Raw genomic sequence first — 19898 nt, forward strand, 5'->3', positions numbered from 1 at the left:
GATGAAAATCACCCAGTTTACCTTGTACAAAGTACCGCCGCGCTGGCTGTTTCTGAAGGTGGAGACGGACGAGGGCATCACGGGATGGGGCGAACCGATCGTGGAAGGCCGCGCCGCTACCGTGGAAGCCTGTGTGAGAGAACTGAGCGAGTATCTGATCGGCAAGGACCCGCTGCGCATCGAGGATCACTGGCAGGTCTTGTACCGAGGTGGATTTTACCGGGGGGGCCCGGTTCTCACCAGCGCCCTTTCCGGCATCGAGCAGGCGCTGTGGGATATCAAGGGCAAGTTCTACCATCTCCCCGTCTACGAGATGCTGGGAGGAGCCGCCCGCGACAAGATCCGCGTCTACTCCTGGATCGGCGGCGACCGTCCCCATGATGTGGCGGCGGCAGCCCGGGAGAAGGTGGAGGCCGGCTTTACCGCAGTGAAGATGAACGCGACGGAAGAGATGGATTACATCGACACCATCTCCAAGGTAGAGGCCGCCGTCAACCGAATCGCCGCCGTGCGCGAAGCGGTGGGCAAAGATATCGGGATCGGCATGGATTTTCATGGCCGGGTGCATAAGACGATGGCGAAGATTCTGGCCAAAGAGCTGGAGCCGTACCGCCCGATGTTCATCGAAGAGCCGGTGTTGCCGGAAAACAACGAGGCGCTGCGCGAGATCGCCCGTTACACCACGACGCCGATCGCCACGGGGGAGAGACAATACACGCGCTGGGGGTTCAAGCAGATCCTGATGGACGGCTATGTGGACATCATCCAACCGGATCTCTCCCACGCCGGCGGCATTCTGGAAGTGAAAAAGATCGCGGCGATGGCGGAAGCGTTTGACGTGTCTGTGGCGCCGCACTGTCCGCTCGGGCCGATTGCGCTGGCTGCCTGCATTCAGCTGGACGCCTGCACGCCCAATGCCATCATTCAGGAACAGAGCCTCGGCATCCACTACAATCAGGGCAGCGACCTGTTGGACTACCTGCTCGATCCGAAGGTGTTCGCCTACAAGGACGGCTATGTCTCCATTCCCCAAGGGCCGGGGCTTGGCATCGAGATCAATGAGGAACGGGTAAAACAGGCGGCGGAGGAAGGACACGACTGGAAAAATCCGGTCTGGCGCAATGCGGACGGCTCCGTCGCGGAATGGTAAGGAGCGCACGCACATGGACGTTGTCACGCTGGGAGAAACCATGGTGCTGTTTCATCCGGCCGCCGATGGCCCGCTGCGGTATGTGCATCAGTTTGAAAAGACGATCGGCGGTGCGGAATCCAATGTGGCGATCGGTCTGGCCCGGCTCGGGGCCAAGGTCAGCTGGATCAGCAGGCTCGGGGATGATGAGTTCGGCCTGTATGTCCGCAATTTCATCCGGGGAGAAGGCGTGGATACGTCGGGGGTGGTGTTTGACCCCCGGCATCCGACCGCCGTTTTTTTCAAGGAGCGGCAGCCGGGCAGAGAGACGAGGGTCTACTATTATCGCAAAGGCTCGGCGGCCAGCTTCATGACGCCCGATGATCTGGACGAAACGCTGATCGCCCAGGCCCGCTTTCTGCACCTGACCGGTATCACGCCGGCCTTGAGCGCTTCCTGTCTGGCGACGGTGGAGCGGGCCATCGCGCTCGCGAGACGCCACGGCCTGACCATCACCTTCGACCCCAACATCCGCTTGAAGCTCTGGACGGCCGGGCAGGCGCGGGAGACGCTGACCGCCTTGGCCGCCCGGTGCGACATCGTGCTGCCAGGGCTGGAGGAAGGCGAGCTCTTGACCGGCGAACGGACGCCGGAGGGGATCGCGCAGCGGCTGCTCACAGGCGAGACCAAAGCGGTGGTGATCAAGCTGGGCGAACGGGGAGCCTTCTATGCCACGGCTGACGGGCAGGAGTACGTGCCCGGCTTCCCGGTGGCGCAGGTGGTCGATCCGATCGGCGCAGGCGACGGATTTGCGGCCGGCCTTCTCTTCGGACTGATTCGGGGATGGTCGTACCGGGAAGCGGTGCGTCTGGGTAATCGCATCGGAGCCTATGCCGTGACGGTGAAGGGCGATGTGGAAGGATATCCGTACTGGTCCCAGATCGCGCCGGATGAAGAGAAACCGGAGATTTTCCGCTGAGAGCGGGGAGGTGGCGCAAGCATCATGCTGGAGAAAGCGGAGCGTTTGCAGAACATGATCAAGGGCGGCATTATCGCCATCCTGCGGCACGTGCCGGAGGAGAACGCGGTGCGTGTAGCCGAAAGCCTGGTGGAAGGCGGGGTCACGGCGCTGGAAGTACCGGTGCAGACAGCCGGGGCATTCCGGGCCATGGAGGCAATCGCGTCCCGCCTGCAGGGGAAAGCCGTGGTGGGCGCCGGGACGGTGCTGGATGCAGAGACGGCCCGGCTCTCCATCAACTGCGGGGCGGAGTTTCTGTTCAGCCCCAGCCTGCATCAGGAGGTGATCCGCACCGGTCTGCGCTATGGCAAAATCGTCGTGCCGGGCGTGATGACCCCGACCGAAATGATCCAGGCGATGGAGTGGGGGGCCGATCTGGTAAAGATCTTCCCGGCAGGCAGCCTCGGCCCGTCCTATGTCAAGGACGTGCGCGGCCCCTTCCCGCACATTCCGGTCATCCCGACGGGCGGGGTGAACCTGGAGAATGCGGCCGCGTTTATCAAAGCCGGTGCGGTTGCGCTGGGCGTCGGCGGCAGCCTCGTCGACAGCAGGCTGATGGCGGCCGGGGAGTATGACAAGCTGCGCGAGCGGGCCGCCCGGTTTGTGGACGCGGTAAAAGCAGCGAGAACGACCTGACAGACGGATACAGCAAGCGGCACACCGATATGGGTGTGCCGCTTCTGTTTGTAGACAAGGTGGAAACGTTCCGGCCAGCCACACGTAAAACAAAGGAGAAGACTTTGAAAAATGAGGGAGCACGATGCATGCAACGCGAACAGAACGGCTGAGGGCCGAGCGAAAACGGAAGCGAAGCCGCGCGCGGCGTTGGTTCATGGGAATCGCCGGCCTCCTGCTGCTTGCCGGCCTCGCCGATGCGCTCCTCCGATCCGCCCAGGACAAGGGAAACGCAGGCTCGTCCGGCCCGGTTGACACGATCCGCCCGGCGGCATCCGGGCGGCAGGAAGGGGAGGAGGAGGGCGCCGCAGAACCGGTGGTCCGTCTCACCTTTGTCGGGGACGTGATGATGAGCGGCAATGTGGAATCGCTGCTGAAAGCCAAAGGCTACGATTTTCCCTATGCGTACGTGAAGACGCTTTTTCAGCAGGATGACTGCACGATCGCCAATTTGGAGACGCCCGTTACGGAGAGAGGCACCCCCGCCCCCAACAAGGAATATGTGTACAAATCGCCGCCGGCCGCCATCCCGCCTCTGAAAGCAGCCGGCATGGATGTGGTCAATCTGGCCAACAACCATTCCATGGATCAAGGGGAAGAAGGGCTGCTCGATACGTTTCGCATCCTGGAGGAGAACGGCATCGATTATGTGGGGGCCGGAGCCGATGCGACGCGTGCCTACCAACCGGTGATGGTGGAGCGGAACGGCATCAAGGTGGCTTTTTTGGGATTCAGCCGGGTGGTTCCCAATGTCGGCTGGTATGCCGGCACCAGCAAGCCGGGAGTGGCCATCTCGTACGAACCGACCCGGGCGGCCGAAGCGATTGCCGCCGCCCGGAAGCAGGCTGATCTGGTGGTGGTCATCGCCCATTGGGGACAGGAAAAGGTGGACTACCCGGTGGATCACCAGAAGGAGCTGGCCCGCGCTTACATCCATGCGGGCGCAGACCTCGTCGTCGGCAGCCACCCCCATGTGCTGCAGGGGTTCGAATCCTACAACGGAAAGTGGATTGCCTACAGCCTGGGCAATTTTGTCTTCACCCGCTCAAGCGTTGCGAAAACATGGGAAACCATGGTGCTGCAGGCAGCCTGCACGAAAAGGGGAACCTGTACCTTGAAGATGCTGCCTTTCCGCGCGGAGCTTGGTCAGGCGGTGCCGATGAACAAACAGGACGGCGCCCGGCTGATCCGGCGGGTGGAGTCCATTTCCACCGGCGTCCGCGTGGAACCGGACGGAAGCGTGAAAGAAGCGGCCCATTGAGGCGTGGGGGAGTCCGCATATTTCCTCCGTCAGCAGGTGATGCTAAGGAAAATCGATTTTTCCAGAAGAAGGAGCGCTGTGAGATGACCTCGCCCGAACAGACGAATGAAGTGACGGAGATGCAGCAGATCGGGGCCTATCCGACGAAACACAAGCCGTATCAGCAGGATGTACCGCTGCTGCAAACGGAGGAAGAAAGCGGCGAACCCGCCCACATCCCCGCCACGCAGGATCGCGCGCAGTAGAAGCAGTGAAAAAGGCAGTTCCACTCCCCGGTTGCCCGGGGTGGAACTGCATCCGCCCAAGAAAGACAGGCCAATCGCTGGCGTGTCTTTTTTTGCATTTTCAGAACAAGGAGACCTGGGCGAGCCTATGTCCCCCTTTTCCGGGCACGCGATCGGTTATTTCACCCGCCCGATCGACAGGTTGACCCGGTAGTTGCCGTATGCCAATATCTCGTCCAGCAGGCGGTTCAGCTCCTCCTGGTTCGGGACGCTCACTTTCAGCGAATAACAGCCTTCCCCGCTGATCCGATGCGCTTCGCAAATTCGCTCGTCACGCTGGATGAAGCGCTGGAAGGCGGCATGATCCGTTGTTTTCATGAAAACGGTGACCAGCGCGAGGAGGGAGGGGCTGAGCTTGCTTGGGTCTAGCCGCAGCGTGTAGCCCTCGATAACTCCCGTCTCCTCCATCTTGCGGATGCGGCTGCCGACAGCCTGTCCGGTAAGATGGACGCGCTCGCCGATTTCCCGCCACGGCATCCGGGCATTTTCCTGCAGCAGCTTCAGAATCGCCAGATCGGTCTGATCGAGCATGACCATCGTTCCTTTCACGGTGAAAAAATTCTTCGGCCAATTGGTTCGCGGGGAAAAGGGGCAGGAGGCTATAATCGGAGGTGAAACATCAGTACCATTATAAATCGGAGGGTTTGCGATGAGAATGCAATTGGTACGCCATGCCACCCTTTTGGTAGAGTACGGCGGCAAGAGGCTGCTGGTTGATCCGATGTTTAGTCCTGCCGGGGCGCTGCCTGCCACCCCCAACACCCCCAATCAGCGGCCCAATCCGCTGGTGGATTTGCCGATGGACCCTCGTTCCCTGCTGGACATCGATGCCATCGTAGTTACCCATACCCACCGGGATCACCTGGATGATGCGGCGGTCGCGGCACTCCCCAAGCATCTGCCGCTCTTCAGCCAACCGGAAGACGAGGAGAAGCTTCGCGGCTTCGGGTTTACCCGGGTACAGCCGGTTTCCACGGAGGCAGCATGGGAAGGCATCGTCTTCCATCGCACGGGAGGGCAGCACGGGACCGGGGAGATCGGCAAAGCCATGGGGCCGGTATCGGGCTTGGTCCTGCAGGCGGAAGGAGAGCCTACCCTTTACATCGCCGGGGATACGGTCTGGTGCGACGAGATGGAAGAGGCGCTGGCGGCCCACCAGCCTGACATCGTGGTTGTCAATGCGGGCGGTGCGCGGTTTCTGACCGGCGGCCCGATCACGATGACGGCGGAGGATATCGTGCAGACGTGCCGCAAAGCGCCCCAAGCGCGGGTTGTCGCCGTTCACATGGAGGCGTGGAATCACTGCCTGTTGACGCGCCGCGAACTGGCTGAGGCGCTGGCGGCTGCGCAGCTCACCCACCAGGTGCATATCCCCGCCGATGGGGAATGGCTGTCGTTTTAGGGAGAGAGGGTACCTTGGCAAGAAGGTACACTCAGACTGACGACAAACTGCAGTTAGAATCATGGCGTGATGGGGCCAAGCGAGCTCCTTTGACGACCGGCTCAGCGAAGAAACGAAGACGCGGGAGCAAAGGGGGCGTGAGTCTCACATCCCCGAAACACCCAGATGTTGAGCCCCCGCCCGCGTCGCGTTTCGGAGCGGACATGGCCTACTTCTGCGCGGGTCGTCAAGAGAGCGAGCAGGAACCATTACCCATGCGAAAAAGGACTTTGTCTGCACACTGAGGGTACCTTGCAACAAGGTGCCCTTTTGCCTGTTTGACAAAGATAACTCAACGTAATAATATATTTTTACGTGAATAAAATGGTTTATGTAGGAGGTGATCCCTTGCCGCAGGACATCATGGAAACCTATGTCGTGGAGCAGCCGGATCAAGCCATGGTGCTGCTGAATCCGCTGCGCTCGGAGATTCTCGGCAAGCTGGCGGAACCGGCCTCGGCGGCAGAGATTGCCCGCAGCATCCATGAAATTCCGCAGCGGGTGAACTATCACCTGAAAGCGCTGGAGAAGGCAGGCTTGGTGCGGCGCGTCGGCACCCGGCAGGTGCGCAATCTGGTGGAAGTGCTGTATCAGGCCATCGCCCGGACGTTCATTTTGCCGGAATCGCTCGGCTGGAATGCGGAGACCGTGCAGCGGCTGAAAGACCAAAGCTCGCTCTCCCATCTGATCACGACGTCCGAGCGAATCAAGCGGGACGCGCTGGTGCTGCTGGAACGATCCGAGGCCAGCGAAGAGATCCCCAGCGCGACGCTGCAGGCGAGCATAGCCCTGGCGGATGACAAGCAGCGGCAGGCGTTCGTCAGCGAGTATGTGGAGATGGTGCAGAAGCTGGTGGAAAAGTATCAGGCCCCGAATGGCGGCAGGGATGCGTACACGGTGATTCTGGCGGTATATCCGCAAACAGAACGGGGAGGCGAACAGACGTGAAACCTGTACTGGTGTGGCAGACACGGAAAAGCGGCGAGCGCTCAAAAAAGGCCGCCGGAGCGGAACAGGTCATTCCGTTTCCAGGGAGCCGCCGGGACCAACGGGAGGAGACGTTCCAGGAGGCGACCGTGACCGAATGGACGGTCGGCGGGCAGCAAGACGCGGCAGCGCCGGTCACCATCCGCATGGTCTCCTCGGGCTTCGGCGCAGCGGCACCATCCACAGCGCCGCAGGCTCGAATGGGCATGGCGGCTTAACCGCGAAAGGAGGCGTTGCAGAATGAATCTCGTACCCGTCGTTGTAGAACAGACGAATCTCGGCGAGCGGTCGTATGACATCTATTCCCGCCTGCTGAAAGACAGGATCATCTTCCTGGGCAGCGCGATCGACGACCAGGTGGCCAATGCGGTGGTGGCGCAGCTGCTCTTTCTGGCTGCCGATGACCCGGACAAGGATATTTACCTGTATATCAACTCGCCGGGGGGCTCGGTGACAGCAGGCATGGCGATTTTCGACACGATGCAGTACATCAAGCCGGATGTCTCCACCATTTGCATCGGCATGGCGGCGTCGATGGGCTCGCTCTTGCTGGCGGCGGGAGCAAAAGGGAAACGGTATGCGCTGCCCAATGCGGAAGTGATGATCCACCAGCCGTGGGGCGGTGCGCAGGGGCAGGCAAGCGACATCAAGATTCAGGCCGACCGCATACTGAAAAACCGCGAGATGTATGCCCGCATCATTGCCGAACGAAGCGGCCAATCCTTTGACAAGGTGATGCGTGACATCGACCGCGATTACTTCATGTCGGCAGCCGAAGCGAAGGATTACGGCCTCATCGACAAAGTTATTGAAAAGCTGTAGAAGAGAGATACACAAGGAGGGGCAGGGGCATGCGCGTACTGGTCATAGGCGGGACACGCTTTATCGGCTTCTACACCGTCAGACGGCTGATCGAGCAAGGGCATGAGGTGATGCTGTTTCACCGGGGGCAAACGGTGTCCACTCTCCCGGATGGCGTCAGCCGCCTGCTGGGGGATCGCCGCGAGTTGGCCGGGTACCGGAGCGAGCTTGCGGCATGGGGGCCCGATGTCGTGCTCGACATGGTGCCGTATACGGAGCAGGATGCCCGGACCGTGATGCAGACCTTCCAAGGCATAGCGGCCCGGGTGGTGGCGATCAGCAGCTGCGATGTGTATCGGGCATTTGGCCGCCTCCACGGCCTCGAAGACGGGGCGGTTGAACAGGGACCGCTGACGGAGGACGCGCCGCTGAGGGAGCGGCTGTTCGCTTACCGCGGCAAAAGAAACGGCCCTGACGATTACGAGAAAATATTGGTGGAGCGGGTCGTGATGGGCGATCCGGAGCTGCCCGGCACCGTCTTGCGCCTCCCCGCCGTCTATGGGCCGCACGATTATCAGCACCGCATGTACTTCTTCCTGCGCAGGATGCTGGATAAGCGGCCGGCGATCCTGCTTGAGGAAGGGCTGCCGGAGTGGCGGTGGACGCGCGGATATGTGGAAAACGTGGCCGACGCGATCGCGCTGGCGGTATCCGATGGCCGGGCGGCCGGACGCATCTACAATGTCGGAGAACCGGCAGCCATGAGCATGCGGGAATGGATTCAGGCGATCGCCCAGGCGGTGGGCTGGAGCGGGGAGATCGTCTCCGTACCCGCTGACCGGCTCCCCGAAGCATTGCGGTGGAATATCCATGCCGCCCAGCATATTGTGTGCGATTCGTCGAGCATGCGCCGCGAGCTGGGTTATCAAGAGCGGATTTCGCTGGAGGAGTCCATCCGGCGCACCGTGGAATGGGAGAGCCTCCATCCGCCGGAAAACGGCTCTTCGGCGTTGTCTGACTACGCGGCGGAAGATGCCGTGCTGGCAAGCCTCTGACGGGAGGAGCGGGGTTTCACCCGCATCTATACCCGCTGCTCCGGAAGAAACCAGATGTCCTTGAAATCAACCCAACCGAACAAACGGATCGATACCCCTTTGAGCGACGGATGATAATACGTCCGCTGTTTCCTGCGAACCAACGGGATGATGACGCCTTCCCCGATCAGCTTCCTCTCCAGCTGCAGCAGCTTCTCCAACTGGCGGGAGGAATCCGGCTCCCGCAAAATGTCGGCAATCCGGCGATCCATGGTGCGCAGCCGCTCAAGAGCAGGTTCGCGTTGCGGTTGGTACAGCAGAGGATGTCAGCCAGCCGCTGGAGCGAAACCGGGATGCGCTGCCCTTCCCCCACCGCTGCAAAGTGGGAGCGCAGGCGTAGATAATGGTCCGCCAGCTGCATGAAAACTCCCCCTTGTCCGAAAAGATGAAATTTCCTGATATATACATGACACTTTTTCTTCATCTTTATCCAGCTAGAATGGTGGTATCAGCGCCATAGGGAAGATGAGGAACCGCAGGTGTTGGTGGAGAAGAAAACCGTCCAGCCCTGATCCTTCGAGAATGGCGGCAACCATACATGCAATTCGGAAAAGGACGGATAGGATGAAACGGATCAGCGAAGCAGTCCAGCGGCTGAAAACATGGTATGTCCGCTACGATACGGCCATCTGGGTGCGCGTATGGGGAACGGTGTTAACCTCCATGACGGGGTTTATGCTCCGCCCCTTTCTGGTTTTATACCTGTATGACAAACTGGGCGGCTCCATCCTGCTGCCGATGGTGGTGGTGGGCCTGCAGCCGTTCACCGGGATGATCGTCGGCCTCATGGGCGGCGGACTCTCGGACCGGTATGGGCGCAAGCCGGTCATGCTGGTCGCGCTGGCGATACAGACCTTGTCGATGTTGGGGTTCGTGTTCGCCGAGACGGTGTGGCACTTCGCTCTTCTGACCGTGATGAACGGGCTGGGCGGCTCGCTCTTTTTCCCGGCGGCCAACGCCCAGGTGAGCGATGTGGTGCCGGAGGATCGGCGCGCCGAGGTGTTTGCGCTCCTGCACACGGCGCTGAACGTGGGCGCGGCGGCGGGACCGCTGATGGGTCTGGTGCTGTTCACCCAAAACCCGGCCCTGGTCTTCAGCAGCGCCTCGCTGGCCTTCCTGTGCTATGGGGCCATGCTCTGGTGGAAAGTGCCGGAGACCCTGCCGGTGGACGGGGGCGGCCCCACGCGCCGGACTGACGCGCCAAAACTGGAGCTGCGGGAGCACAGGAGACTCCTGTGGATCACCATCCTGGCGGTTCCGGTCAGCATGCTGTATGCCCAGGTGGAGACCGTCCTGCCGCTGCATCTGAAGAGCCGGTTTGCGGATTACCAGACGATCTTCGCCTGGCTGATGACGATCAACGGGACAACCGTCATCCTGCTGCAGATGTGGCTGGCCAAGCGGACCGAGCATCTCTCCTCCCACAAGGTGATTCTCGCCGCTTACCTGATCTTGGTGGCGGTTGCCTGCGGCTATGCGTTTGCGCCGGCATTTGCGGTGCTGGTGGCGGTGGAGATGCTGTTCACCGTCGGCGAGATGCTGGTCGGACCGCATATGCAAAAAGCGATCTCCCTGATGGCACCGCCGGAAATGCGCGGCCGGTATTTCTCCATCTACGGGATGAACTGGCAGATCTCCCGGGCGGTCGGACCGCTGCTGGGAGGCGCAGCATTCACCCGCCTCGGCGGTGTAGGCAGTTTCCTGTTGGTCGCCCTGACTTTGCTGGTTGCCGGATTCTTTCAATACCGGATGGTGCAAGCGGCTGCCGACAAGCAGGCCAACAGCGTAAAGGCAAGCGCAGTGACCGGATAGCGGGTTCCTCGGTGAGCAGCCCCGGATGAAACGATTCGTTCATCCGGGGTTATTTTTTTGGGAAAAGCGTTTACTCTCACCATAAAATCGGGAGCGGAGCCGCCAGCGTCGATAACGTCCCGCCCGGCTCTTTTTTGTGAATTTTTTATATTGACATAAAACAAACCGTTCGCTACGATAAAGATGCAAGTTTGTTTTAATTGCGAACAAACAAACTAGATCAGAAGGGTAGAGACAATGGAGAAAAACGCCATATCGAAGCTGATTAAAAACACCAATCACTCTCTGGTACTCGAATTGATCCGTTCCGAGCAGCCGATCAGCAGGGCTGCCATCGCGAAGAGGCTTGGCCTTAGCCGTTCCACCGTCTCTTCGATTGTCGACGACCTTCTGCACAAGAAAATCATCATCGAGCTGGGGCTCGGCAGTTCCACCAAGGAAGGCGGCAGGCGGGGGATTGAATTGGGGTTCAATCCGAAGTCGGCTTATGGGGTAGGTGTCGATATCGGTGGAACCAAAGTGCTGATCATCATTACGGATTGGGACGGTGAGGTTGTTTACAAGACGAAACTGAAAACGTCTTCAAACGTGGATGATCTGGTCTCCATGATCAAGGAAAGCATCCGGCAGTCCGGCGTCAATGAACAGCTGATCATCGCGATGGGCGTAGGCGTGCCGGCCATTACCAACACCAGGAAGGGGATCGTGGTGGATTCTCCGGCGCTGGGGTGGCAGAATCTCCCGCTGCGGGAAGCCATGCAGCAGCACTTTTCCTTCCCGGTGTTCATCAACAACGATGTCAGGTGCGCAGCCCTTGGGGAGAAGTGGCTGGGGTCCGGCGGCCAGTCGCGCCACATGGTGTTCATTGCCTTTGGAACCGGCGTCGGCTGCGCGATTGTCTCCAATGGCGAGCTGATCGAAGGGCACAGCTATTCGGCCGGGGAGATCGGCTACCTGATTGACATGCTGGATGTCCGGAATGGTCAGGAAAACAGCGTAGGCCGCTTTGGCACCTTTGAAAACCGGACCTCCGGCACGGCTCTGTCGAAACACGGCTTTACCGGAGCCGAGCTGTTCCGGCAGTACCAGCATGGCAATCCCCAAGCGGTCGCCGTGATTGACCAATTTATTCTGGATGTATCGATTGCGATTGCCAATATCTGCAGCCTGCTCAACCCGGAGAAGGTGGTCCTGGGCGGCGGCGTATCCGAGTCCATGCATCAGATTTTGGACAAGGTGACCGACAATATTAAGAAATTTACGCCCAATCATCCCAAAGTGGAGCTGGCCCGCTTGGGGACGGACGCAGGCGGTCTGGGAGCAATCGCATATGCTTTTCAAAAAATACAGGAAGCGAATGAAAAGGGGGATTTTGAATGAAAAAATTCTGGAGCATGGCGCTGTCTTCCATCCTGGTTGCGGCTTCGCTCGCCGGTTGCGGCGCCGGCAAGGAAAATGCCGGTTCTTCGGCCGACAGCGGGCCGGTAACCCTGAATGCCATTTTCATGAAGCAGGCGGGGTACAGCGAGGACGACATCACGGCCATCACGAAAGAGTTTATGAGCAAAAACCCGAATATCAAGGTAAATACGACATTTGTTCCGTATGAGGCGCTGGAGCAAAAAATCCTGACAGGCGCGCCGAACGGGGGCTATGACGTTGTCCTGATCGACGCCCCCTGGACCGCGAAGTTTGCCAAAGCGGGCATTGTGCAGGAGGTTACCGATAAATTGCCGGAAGCGGACCGGCAGGATATTTTCGCCGGGGCGCTGGATGCCGTCTCTTATGAAGGCAAGCTGTACGGCCTCCCGTGGCTGAACGATACGAAGTTTCTCTTCTACAACAAAGAGATGCTGAAAAAGGCGGGCTTCTCCAACCCCCCCAAGACATGGGACGAGCTGATGGCGCAGGCGAAAGTGATCAAGGAGAAAGGCATCGTGGAGTACCCGATCGTCTGGAGCTGGAAGCAGGCAGAAGCGCTCTCCTGCGACTTTACGACCCTGTCCGAAACGTTTGGCGGCAAGCTGGTGCGGGACGGCAAGCCGACCCTGACCGATGAAGGCAATCAAAAGGCGCTGGACTTCATGGTGCAAAGCCTGAAAGACGGCATCAGCAACCCGAAATCGACCGAATTCCTGGAGGAGGATGTGCGGGGCGTCTTCTCCAGCGGCAAAGCGGCGTTTGCCCTGAACTGGACCTACATGTACAACCTCGCCAATGACAAGACCCAATCCCAGGTAGCGGGACAGGTGGGCATTGCGCCAAGCCCGGGGCAAGGCAGCGTGGTCAGCGCTTCCGTCAACGGCGGCATGGGGGTGGCGCTCGCCAAAGGCAGCAAGCATCCGGAAGAGGCCTGGAAATACATGGAATACCTCTCTTCCAAGGAAGTGCAAAAGAAATACGCCAAAAACGCCCTTCCCATCTGGAAATCGCTCTATGATGACAAGGATGTGATTGCCACCAACCCGGAAGTCGTGGCCGCTTCCAAAGTGCAGTACAACTATCTGGCTAACCGTCCGCAGGTTCCCTGGTACGGCAGCCTTTCCACGGAGCTGCAGGTAAGCATCCAGCAGGCGCTGCTGGGTCAAAAATCGACCAAGGATGCATTGGCCGAGCTGCAGCAAAAAGCGGAGGAACTCGCGAACAAGTAGGAGTGGCAAGGGGGGTTCTCCCCCTTTTCTTCTTCGGAGAAAGGGGTACAGCATGAAGAGGAAGCTTAGCGATGCTCAATTTGCATGGCTCATCATTGCTCCGTCCGTTGTCATTGTATTCGGCATCGTCTTGTATCCGCTGTTTGAAACGTTTTTATACAGTCTGAAAGATCTGGATTTGTCCGCCGGCAGCCTCGGCGACTATGTCTGGCTGCACAACTACCTTGAGATTTTATCAGATGGGGATTTTTGGGCCTCTGCGGGGCGAACGGCCTATTTCGCGGCGGTCTCCATTTCCCTGGAGCTGATCCTCGGTACGCTGATCGCGCTGCTCCTGAACGAGGAGATCAAGGGCAAAACCTTCCTACGCTCGATCATCATCATTCCGTGGGCTGTGCCCACCATCGTCAACGGGGCGATGTGGAAATGGATCTATCACAGCGAATACGGGGCCTTGAACGCACTGCTGACACAGCTTCATCTCATCGATCACTACCATTCCTGGCTGAACAGCCCGTGGATGGCGATGAACATGGTGATCATTGCGGACGTCTGGAAAATGACCCCGCTGGTGACGATCTTTCTGCTGGCGTCCCTGCAGCTGGTGAACAAGTCGGTCTATGAGGCAGCCATGGTGGATGGCGCGGGGATGATCAGACGGTTTTTTACCTTGACCCTTCCTTACCTGAAGCCGACGCTGCTGGTGATCATCGTGATGCGAACGATGGAGACGTTCAAGGTGTTTGACATCATTTACGCCATCACGCAGGGCGGCCCGGCGAACGGCACCATGGTCCTGACCTACCAGGCCTACTTGAAAGCATTCAGCAACCTGCAGTACTCGCAGGGGGCCACCATTTCCTATCTGATCGGCATGATGATCGCCCTGTTAACCTACGGGTACGTGAAAATGCTGAAGAGAGGGGAGGCGGCGTAAGATGAGAAGCAAACCGTTCCGGCTGCTCCAGTACGCATTCGCGCTGTGCGTGGCGGTCTTCACGCTGGCCCCGTTTGCGTGGCTGGTGATCTCCAGCGTCTCCTACCAAAAGGATCTGACAACCACGCCGCTGAAGTGGATTCCGGACAACCTGACCTTTGAGCGCTACCGGGATATCTTCACCAATCCGGACAACGAGATGGCGTACGCATTTAAAATGGCGATGATCAACAGCTTCACGGTGGCCTCCACGGTGACCGTCATCGCCCTGATCGTCGGGGGATTGGCCGCCTACGCCATTTCGCGGTACCGGTTCCGGTTCCGGGAGAAGCTGGTCTATCTCTTCCTGTTCACGTACATGATCCCGTCCGTCGTCATCGTCATCCCGCTCTATTTGCTTTTCAGCGAGATGCAAATGCTGGACTCCAAAATGACGCTGGTGCTGCTGGATCTAACCTTCGTCATACCCTTCGTCATTTGGGTCATGCAAAGCTATTTTGATTCCATTTCGAAAGAGTTTGACGAAGCGGCGGCGGTGGACGGCTGCAGCCGGCTGCAGACGCTCTGGTACGTGGTCTTTCCGATCGTGCGGCCCGGAATCATCGCGACAGGCATCTTGGCTTTTCTGCTCGCCTGGGATGAATTCTTTTTCTCCCTGCTGTTCACGTCTTCGCTTGAGGCAAAAACCATTTCGGTGGCCATCGCCGAATTCAGCGGCAAAAACGCGGTGGATTACGGGATGATCGCAACGGGCGGGGTCTTGGCATCCATTCCTCCCCTCCTCATCGCGATCGTCTTCCAGCGCTATCTGGTGCGAGGCATGGTTGCCGGTGGCATAAAAGAATAAGAGAGAAAAAGGGAGGCCATACGGATGAATCTGCATGTGTTTGAAAGCTATGAAGAGATGTCGGTAAACGTTGCCCAATGCATCATCGATCTGGTAAAGGAGAAGCCGGACGCCCTGATCTGCCTGCCCGGCGGCAGTACCCCGCTTGGAACCTACCGGGAGCTTGTCAAGGCGGTGCAGGAGGGGCGCGTGGATTTCAGCCGGGTAACCTTCGTGGGGCTGGATGAGTTTGTCGGTTTGGGGCGCGAAGATGAAGGAAGCTGCCAGCATTTTCTGTTCACAGAGGTATACGGGCCGCTGGGGATCAAGGAGTCGCAGATTCACCTCTTTGACGCCAAGGCCAGCGACCTGCAGGCGGAGTGCCGGCGCATCGATGAACTGCTCTTCCGGCGCGGCCCGCTTGATCTGATTCTGCTGGGCATCGGCGTGAACGGGCATCTGGGGTTCAACGAGCCGGGCGTTTCCTTTGACAGCTACTGCCATGTGGTCGACCTGGATGAGGTGACGAAAACAGTGGGGCAGAAATATTTCAAGGAACCGAAACAGCTCTCCCAGGGGATCACGCTGGGCATCAAGCATATGCTGGAGGCCAGAAAAGTGGTATTGGCGGCGAATGGTCCCCAAAAAGCGGAGGCCGTCTACCAGGCCCTCCGGGGGGAAGTTACCCCGTCCCTGCCGGCCAGCGTGCTGCAAACCCATCCGAACGCCCATTTCTATCTGGATAAGGCGGCTTATGCCAAAGTGGAAGAAACACGTTAAAAAAGGAAGGCCTTCGATTCGGAAGGCCTTCCGTGTCATGGGGGATGGTTCCCGCCCGCTCTCCCGGCGACCGGCGGCCCATCGCTCCATGCTTCACCCTTATTCTGCAGCTTCGGTTCATATCAATTTGTAATAGATAACGGTGGCATGCAGTTCCCCGTTTGCCGACCTGGCATAGTTCGGGATTCGCCCCGCTTCCACGAAGCCGATTGACGCATAGAGGCGATTGGAAGGGTCTCCTTCCCGGGTATCGAGAACCAAAAGGGAGAGACCTTCTTGTTTGGCCCGTTCTTCCGCTTTTTGCATCAATGCGCGGCCAATCCCGCTGCGTCGATAAGCAGGATGAGTCATTAATTTGGCGATTTCCCCCCTGTGCCTGCCGTTCTGCCTGGTACATAGATGCAGCTGGACGCTTCCGACGATCTGATTGTTGATTTTCGCGATCCACAAGATCACATCAGGTTTCAAGACGGATTCCCAATATTGTTTCGCTTCCGAACGTTTCAGGGGTGGCAGAAAACCGATTGACGCCCCATCCTCTACCACCTCTACGAGAAGTTCCGCAAGCTGATCAATATGTTCTTCCATGGCATCTATTTCTTCAATCTTCCCATCACGAAACAACCCAAACCCCTCCATGCGGCATGATTGTTTCCATTTACTATAGACGAAGTATTGTTTTCGCACAACAAGCATGTCAGATATTCTTACAAACAATCCCTGTCCGCTCCGTGACGATCCACGGGACGAGCACCGGAAACATATCCCGGGCGCTCGTTTTTTCTACTTCAATCCCCACAAGGAAAGCCGACGGTAGACGAGAAAGATCAAGAGATTGCTCACAGCCGCTCCGAGAAACACACACTTCGTCCCCAGGGTTTCGGCAATCCATCCCGACCCGTATATGGTAAAGACCATGCCCAGTTTGAAAATGGACCCTGTAATGCCGCTGATGCGCCCGATCAAATGGGAGGGCGTGGTCTCCTGCCGGTACGTCCAGATGCAGATGTTCTCGATGGTGCCGATCATCCCGGTGAAAAAGAGCGACACGCACATCAACCAGGCGCTATCGGCCAGAACCATCACCAAATAGGCGGCGCCAAGCGACAGGATGGTGATTCCCAACAGCCGGCCGGTCGGGATATATTTCCGGCACAGTTCCACCAGCATGCTGCCTGCCAGCCCCCCGAGCCCTGCGGAAGACAAGACCATCCCGAGCTGGGAGTTGGCAAGGTGCAGATGATCCTTGGCGAAGAAGACCACCATGGCGTCAAACATGCCGGCCGTGGCGTTGAGGAAGATCACCAGCAGCGTGATCAGCCACAAGGGCCTGTTCGCGAGAAGTTCCTGCCAGCCCTCGCGAAACTCCTGCAGAAACGCGCTTCGCCCGGCAGCGGGCGCAAAGCTATCCGTATCCAGAAACGACAGCAGCAGCAGGGCAAGGGAAAAGGAACATGCCGTGATCAACAGCCCGTTGTGCAGGGCGGAAAACATCAGGATAATGCCGGAAATGGCTGGTCCCATGATGTCGATCAGCGTCCAGATCAAGGAGAACTTCGCGTTGGCGGATGTGAGCAGATGTTTGGGCACCGCGAGCTTCACGATGCTGACCCGCGCGTTGCCGTAGCCATAATTGCAGGTCATCAGGAAGAACCCGGCGATGTAAAAATAAAGCAGACTGGCCTTGCCGAACTGTACCAACAGGAAAAGGGCAAGCAGGATGACCGCCTGCAGGAACACCATCGTCTGCGTCCAGCGCTTCTTGTTAAACCGATCGACCAGCACCCCGATAAACATGGCGAGCAGCAGGTTGGGCAGGAATTCGATCGCCCGCATGGTGGCCATATATACGGAGGAATGGGTCATCTGGTAGATGATGAGCGGCAGCGCCAGTTCATATACCTTGCTGCCGAAACTGATGACGGCCCCCGAGAGAAACAGGATCAGAAAGCTGCGGTTCTGCCAGACCGTGTTGGAGGGGCGCGGCTCCGCTTTCGGTGCGAGTGTGTCGGTCTGTAAGGTAGACATGGATTTTCCCCCTTTGCATCCGATACTTGCTCTTTTTATTTTTTTCTGGTGAAAGGGGAAGAAAAAGTGTAAGCTTTCCTTGTCATGATTTCCCCTTTTTGGGAATGGGGCGGGAGGAAAACGCCATGCAGCTTGCCTACCATTACATTCGATTGAATACGCAGATGGCGGCCGGCAAAGAAGGGGTGCGCATCGAAACGACCTTGCAGGAGCTGACGGAGACGCTTTGCTGCTCGACCCGCAATGTGAAGCTGATCCTCAAGCAGATGGCGGAACTTGGGTGGATTGACTGGTCACCCGGGCGGGGACGGGGGAATCGCTCCCTGTTGACATTTCGGGTCGGGGCGGATGAGATCGTGCTGCAGCTGGCCCGCCGTCACGTGATGAAGGGCAATGTGGAGGAAGCTCTGAAACAGTTGGGCGGGAGGGAAGTGCGTCCGGCCGTCAAGGAACGGTTTTTCGACTGGCTCATGAACCACTTCGGGTATCAGGTGGTGGAGTCGGAAGAGAAGCAGGTGGATACGCTGCGCATGCCGTTTTATCGGCCGATTCCGGCCCTTGATCCGGCATTCGTGGTGCGCCGCACGGAATCGCACATGGTGAAGCAGATTTTTGACACCCTGGTGCGTTACGATGCGGCTGCTGACACGTTTCGTCCGCAGCTTGCCCATCATTGGGAAAGCGATGCCGAGTGGAAAAGATGGACCTTTTATCTGCGCAAAGGGGTGCAGTTTCATCACGGACGGGAGCTGACCGCCCATGACGTGAAGCGGACGCTGGAGCGTGTGCGCGATCCGCGGGTAAACTCGCCGTTTCGCTGGATGGTTGCCGATATCGTCAACATTGAGGTGGCGAAGAATACGCTCTTGCACATCGAGCTTGCCAAGCCGAACCGTCTGTTTCTCCACTATCTGGCATCCGACCGGCTATCGATCGTGCCGACGGAGCTCTGCTCGGAACAAGGAGAACGGTTTGCCCGGTATCCGGTTGGCAGCGGACCGTTTCGGCTCGTGCGCAACGACAACACGCAGCTTGTCCTGGAGGCATTCCCGGCTTACTATCAGGGACGGGCGCATCTTGACCGGGTGGAAGTTTGGGTGATTCCGGATTTGCTGGCCCGCGGGGTCCAGGAAGGCGTGGACGGGTACCGGCTCGCGTACCTGCCGTTTTCGCGCCGGGGAGAACAGCCTTCCCAGTGGAAAGATCTTGAACATATCGAAACGGGCGCAAAGTACATCACCTTTAACCTGAACAAACCGGGTCCGCAGCAGGACAGCCGCTTCCGGAAGGCTCTTCAGCTTCTGTTGGACAGAAGAAAGATGATCGCCGATCTCGGGGGAAACCGTCTGTGTCCGGCCCACAGTTTTTTTCCGGCGGTAAGCGGAGCGATTGAGGCAGGGGAATCCTGCCGCAAGCAGGCTGATCCCGGCCGGCTGCTGGCCGAGGCCGGTTATCGGGGAGAAACATTGAAGCTATATACCTACGAGGGCTCCAGCAATGAGGAGGATGCCTGCTGGGTACAGAAGGAATGTCAGCGTGCAGGGATCGCCATCGAAGTGACCGCCCTGCCGATTGAGCAATTGAAGCGCAGGGAACGGGCATTGGAAGCGGAGATGCTGCTCGCGGGCGAGGTGCTGGATGAAGACCTGCAGTTTGGGATTGTCGAGATGTATCAAACAGAGAGCAGCTTCTTTCGCTACCACCTGAGCGATGCACTGCGGGAGCAGCTTGACCGCGGAATCGCGGACGCGCTGCGGGAGGGGAACCGGGCGAATAGGTTGGCGATGCTGCAAGGGCTGGAAGAGGTGTTCAAACGGGAGCATGCCCTGCTGTTTCTCTACCATTCGCGCCAGAGCTCTGCCTATGATCCCGCGTTAAAAGGGGTGGCGCTCAATTCGCTGGGATGGGTCGATTACAAAGACATCTGGTTTTAGCCCGACAGGAAAGGGAGCGCCTGCGAGGCCACTCCCATATTGTCCCGAATCGTCCGGATGAGTGCGGCGGCGCATACCGCTTCATGCAGGCCAGGCCGCATGACCGCCTGCACCTTCTTGCCGACGTGATATCGGGTATTCAACAGATTCAGCCAGGGGGCGCCCCCGACCAGCGTGAAGGAAAATCCACACCGCTCGCTTCGTGAAAATTATGCCACAGTACCCAAACAAAAGCCCCTT

At 58.7% G+C, this 19898-nt stretch carries 23 protein-coding genes; 17 read left to right on the top strand and 6 right to left on the bottom strand.

Annotated elements, in window-relative coordinates; translation table 11 throughout:
* The first annotated feature begins 1 nt into the window (after position 1).
* From dgoD to G3578_RS12355, 5 genes are all read left to right on the top strand, one after another.
* Complete coding sequence (gene dgoD, locus G3578_RS12335) at positions 2–1150, top strand: galactonate dehydratase (protein WP_165213095.1); 1149 nt, start codon at positions 2–4, stop codon at positions 1148–1150.
* Positions 1151–1163: 13 nt separating this feature from the next.
* Positions 1164–2108 carry a sugar kinase gene (locus tag G3578_RS12340; protein WP_165213097.1) on the top strand — a complete coding sequence of 315 codons (945 nt, stop codon included), beginning with the start codon at positions 1164–1166 and terminating at the stop codon, positions 2106–2108.
* 24 nt (positions 2109–2132) lie between these two features.
* Positions 2133–2783, top strand: coding sequence for a bifunctional 4-hydroxy-2-oxoglutarate aldolase/2-dehydro-3-deoxy-phosphogluconate aldolase (locus G3578_RS12345; RefSeq protein ID WP_165213099.1), 651 nt, complete (start codon positions 2133–2135; stop codon positions 2781–2783).
* Positions 2784–2907: 124 nt separating this feature from the next.
* On the top strand, positions 2908–4083 hold the full coding sequence (locus G3578_RS12350) for a CapA family protein (RefSeq protein ID WP_165213101.1): 1176 nt from the start codon (positions 2908–2910) through the stop codon (positions 4081–4083).
* 83 nt (positions 4084–4166) lie between these two features.
* Positions 4167–4328, top strand: a complete 162-nt coding sequence (locus tag G3578_RS12355; RefSeq protein WP_165213103.1) for a hypothetical protein — start codon at positions 4167–4169, stop codon at positions 4326–4328.
* Positions 4329–4484: 156 nt separating this feature from the next.
* Here the strand turns inward: G3578_RS12355 and G3578_RS12360 are convergent, their stop codons facing one another.
* Positions 4485–4916 carry an Lrp/AsnC family transcriptional regulator gene (locus tag G3578_RS12360; RefSeq protein ID WP_346774006.1) on the bottom strand — a complete coding sequence of 144 codons (432 nt, stop codon included), beginning with the start codon at positions 4914–4916 and terminating at the stop codon, positions 4485–4487.
* A 100-nt stretch (positions 4917–5016) separates the two neighbouring features.
* Between G3578_RS12360 and G3578_RS12365 the strand changes: the two genes are divergently transcribed.
* From G3578_RS12365 to G3578_RS12385, 5 genes are all read left to right on the top strand, one after another.
* Positions 5017–5769: an MBL fold metallo-hydrolase gene (locus G3578_RS12365; protein ID WP_165213105.1), complete on the top strand. Its 753-nt coding sequence runs from the start codon at positions 5017–5019 to the stop codon at positions 5767–5769.
* A 387-nt stretch (positions 5770–6156) separates the two neighbouring features.
* Positions 6157–6756 (top strand): winged helix-turn-helix domain-containing protein, encoded by a 600-nt coding sequence (locus G3578_RS12370; RefSeq protein WP_165213107.1) that lies wholly within the window; start codon positions 6157–6159, stop codon positions 6754–6756.
* Positions 6753–7013: a hypothetical protein gene (locus G3578_RS12375; RefSeq protein ID WP_165213109.1), complete on the top strand. Its 261-nt coding sequence runs from the start codon at positions 6753–6755 to the stop codon at positions 7011–7013. The genes G3578_RS12370 and G3578_RS12375 overlap by 4 nt, the downstream gene beginning before the upstream one ends.
* Before the next feature lie 22 nt (positions 7014–7035).
* A complete protein-coding gene (gene clpP, locus G3578_RS12380) occupies positions 7036–7617 on the top strand; it encodes an ATP-dependent Clp endopeptidase proteolytic subunit ClpP (protein WP_165213111.1) in 582 nt (193 codons plus the stop codon).
* Positions 7618–7646: 29 nt separating this feature from the next.
* Entirely contained in the window at positions 7647–8651 is a 1005-nt protein-coding gene (locus tag G3578_RS12385; protein WP_165213113.1) for an NAD-dependent epimerase/dehydratase family protein, read from the top strand.
* A 26-nt stretch (positions 8652–8677) separates the two neighbouring features.
* Here G3578_RS12385 and G3578_RS12390 read toward each other — a convergent pair whose 3' ends face one another.
* Positions 8678–8902 (bottom strand): hypothetical protein, encoded by a 225-nt coding sequence (locus G3578_RS12390; RefSeq protein WP_165212985.1) that lies wholly within the window; start codon positions 8900–8902, stop codon positions 8678–8680.
* Complete coding sequence (locus G3578_RS21390; protein WP_481752741.1) at positions 8818–9114, bottom strand: SgrR family transcriptional regulator; 297 nt, start codon at positions 9112–9114, stop codon at positions 8818–8820. Before G3578_RS21390 ends, G3578_RS12390 begins: the two co-directional genes overlap by 85 nt.
* Positions 9115–9254: 140 nt before the next feature.
* On the opposite strand from G3578_RS21390, the gene G3578_RS12400 reads away from it, so the two are divergent.
* The 6 genes from G3578_RS12400 to G3578_RS12425 all read left to right on the top strand — a co-directional run bounded on the left by G3578_RS12400 (position 9255) and on the right by G3578_RS12425 (position 15696).
* On the top strand, positions 9255–10502 hold the full coding sequence (locus G3578_RS12400; protein ID WP_165213117.1) for an MDR family MFS transporter: 1248 nt from the start codon (positions 9255–9257) through the stop codon (positions 10500–10502).
* A gap of 237 nt (positions 10503–10739) precedes the next feature.
* Positions 10740–11882 carry an ROK family transcriptional regulator gene (locus G3578_RS12405; RefSeq protein WP_165213119.1) on the top strand — a complete coding sequence of 381 codons (1143 nt, stop codon included), beginning with the start codon at positions 10740–10742 and terminating at the stop codon, positions 11880–11882.
* A complete protein-coding gene (locus tag G3578_RS12410; protein ID WP_241254601.1) occupies positions 11879–13153 on the top strand; it encodes an ABC transporter substrate-binding protein in 1275 nt (424 codons plus the stop codon). Before G3578_RS12405 ends, G3578_RS12410 begins: the two co-directional genes overlap by 4 nt.
* A gap of 52 nt (positions 13154–13205) precedes the next feature.
* A complete protein-coding gene (locus G3578_RS12415; RefSeq protein ID WP_165213121.1) occupies positions 13206–14090 on the top strand; it encodes a carbohydrate ABC transporter permease in 885 nt (294 codons plus the stop codon).
* Position 14091: 1 nt separating this feature from the next.
* Positions 14092–14937, top strand: a complete 846-nt coding sequence (locus G3578_RS12420) for a carbohydrate ABC transporter permease (RefSeq protein WP_165213123.1) — start codon at positions 14092–14094, stop codon at positions 14935–14937.
* A 24-nt stretch (positions 14938–14961) separates the two neighbouring features.
* Positions 14962–15696 carry a glucosamine-6-phosphate deaminase gene (locus tag G3578_RS12425; protein ID WP_165213125.1) on the top strand — a complete coding sequence of 245 codons (735 nt, stop codon included), beginning with the start codon at positions 14962–14964 and terminating at the stop codon, positions 15694–15696.
* A gap of 117 nt (positions 15697–15813) precedes the next feature.
* On the opposite strand, the gene G3578_RS12430 is transcribed toward G3578_RS12425, so the two are convergent.
* Together G3578_RS12430 and G3578_RS12435 are read right to left on the bottom strand one after the other, a co-directional pair.
* Positions 15814–16335 (bottom strand): GNAT family N-acetyltransferase, encoded by a 522-nt coding sequence (locus G3578_RS12430; RefSeq protein ID WP_165213320.1) that lies wholly within the window; start codon positions 16333–16335, stop codon positions 15814–15816.
* Positions 16336–16479: 144 nt separating this feature from the next.
* The gene (locus G3578_RS12435) at positions 16480–17724 is read right to left on the bottom strand and encodes an MFS transporter (protein WP_165213127.1); all 1245 of its coding nucleotides are present in this window, start codon (positions 17722–17724) and stop codon (positions 16480–16482) included.
* 125 nt (positions 17725–17849) lie between these two features.
* On the opposite strand from G3578_RS12435, the gene G3578_RS12440 reads away from it, so the two are divergent.
* The gene (locus G3578_RS12440) at positions 17850–19658 is read left to right on the top strand and encodes an SgrR family transcriptional regulator (protein ID WP_165213129.1); all 1809 of its coding nucleotides are present in this window, start codon (positions 17850–17852) and stop codon (positions 19656–19658) included.
* Here G3578_RS12440 and G3578_RS12445 read toward each other — a convergent pair.
* Positions 19655–19801: a hypothetical protein gene (locus G3578_RS12445; protein ID WP_165213131.1), complete on the bottom strand. Its 147-nt coding sequence runs from the start codon at positions 19799–19801 to the stop codon at positions 19655–19657. The genes G3578_RS12440 and G3578_RS12445 overlap by 4 nt on opposite strands.
* Positions 19802–19898 lie beyond the last annotated feature (97 nt).

This window comes from Brevibacillus sp. SYP-B805 (assembly GCF_011059135.1).
Taxonomy (GTDB): Bacteria; Bacillota; Bacilli; order Brevibacillales; family Brevibacillaceae; genus Brevibacillus_F.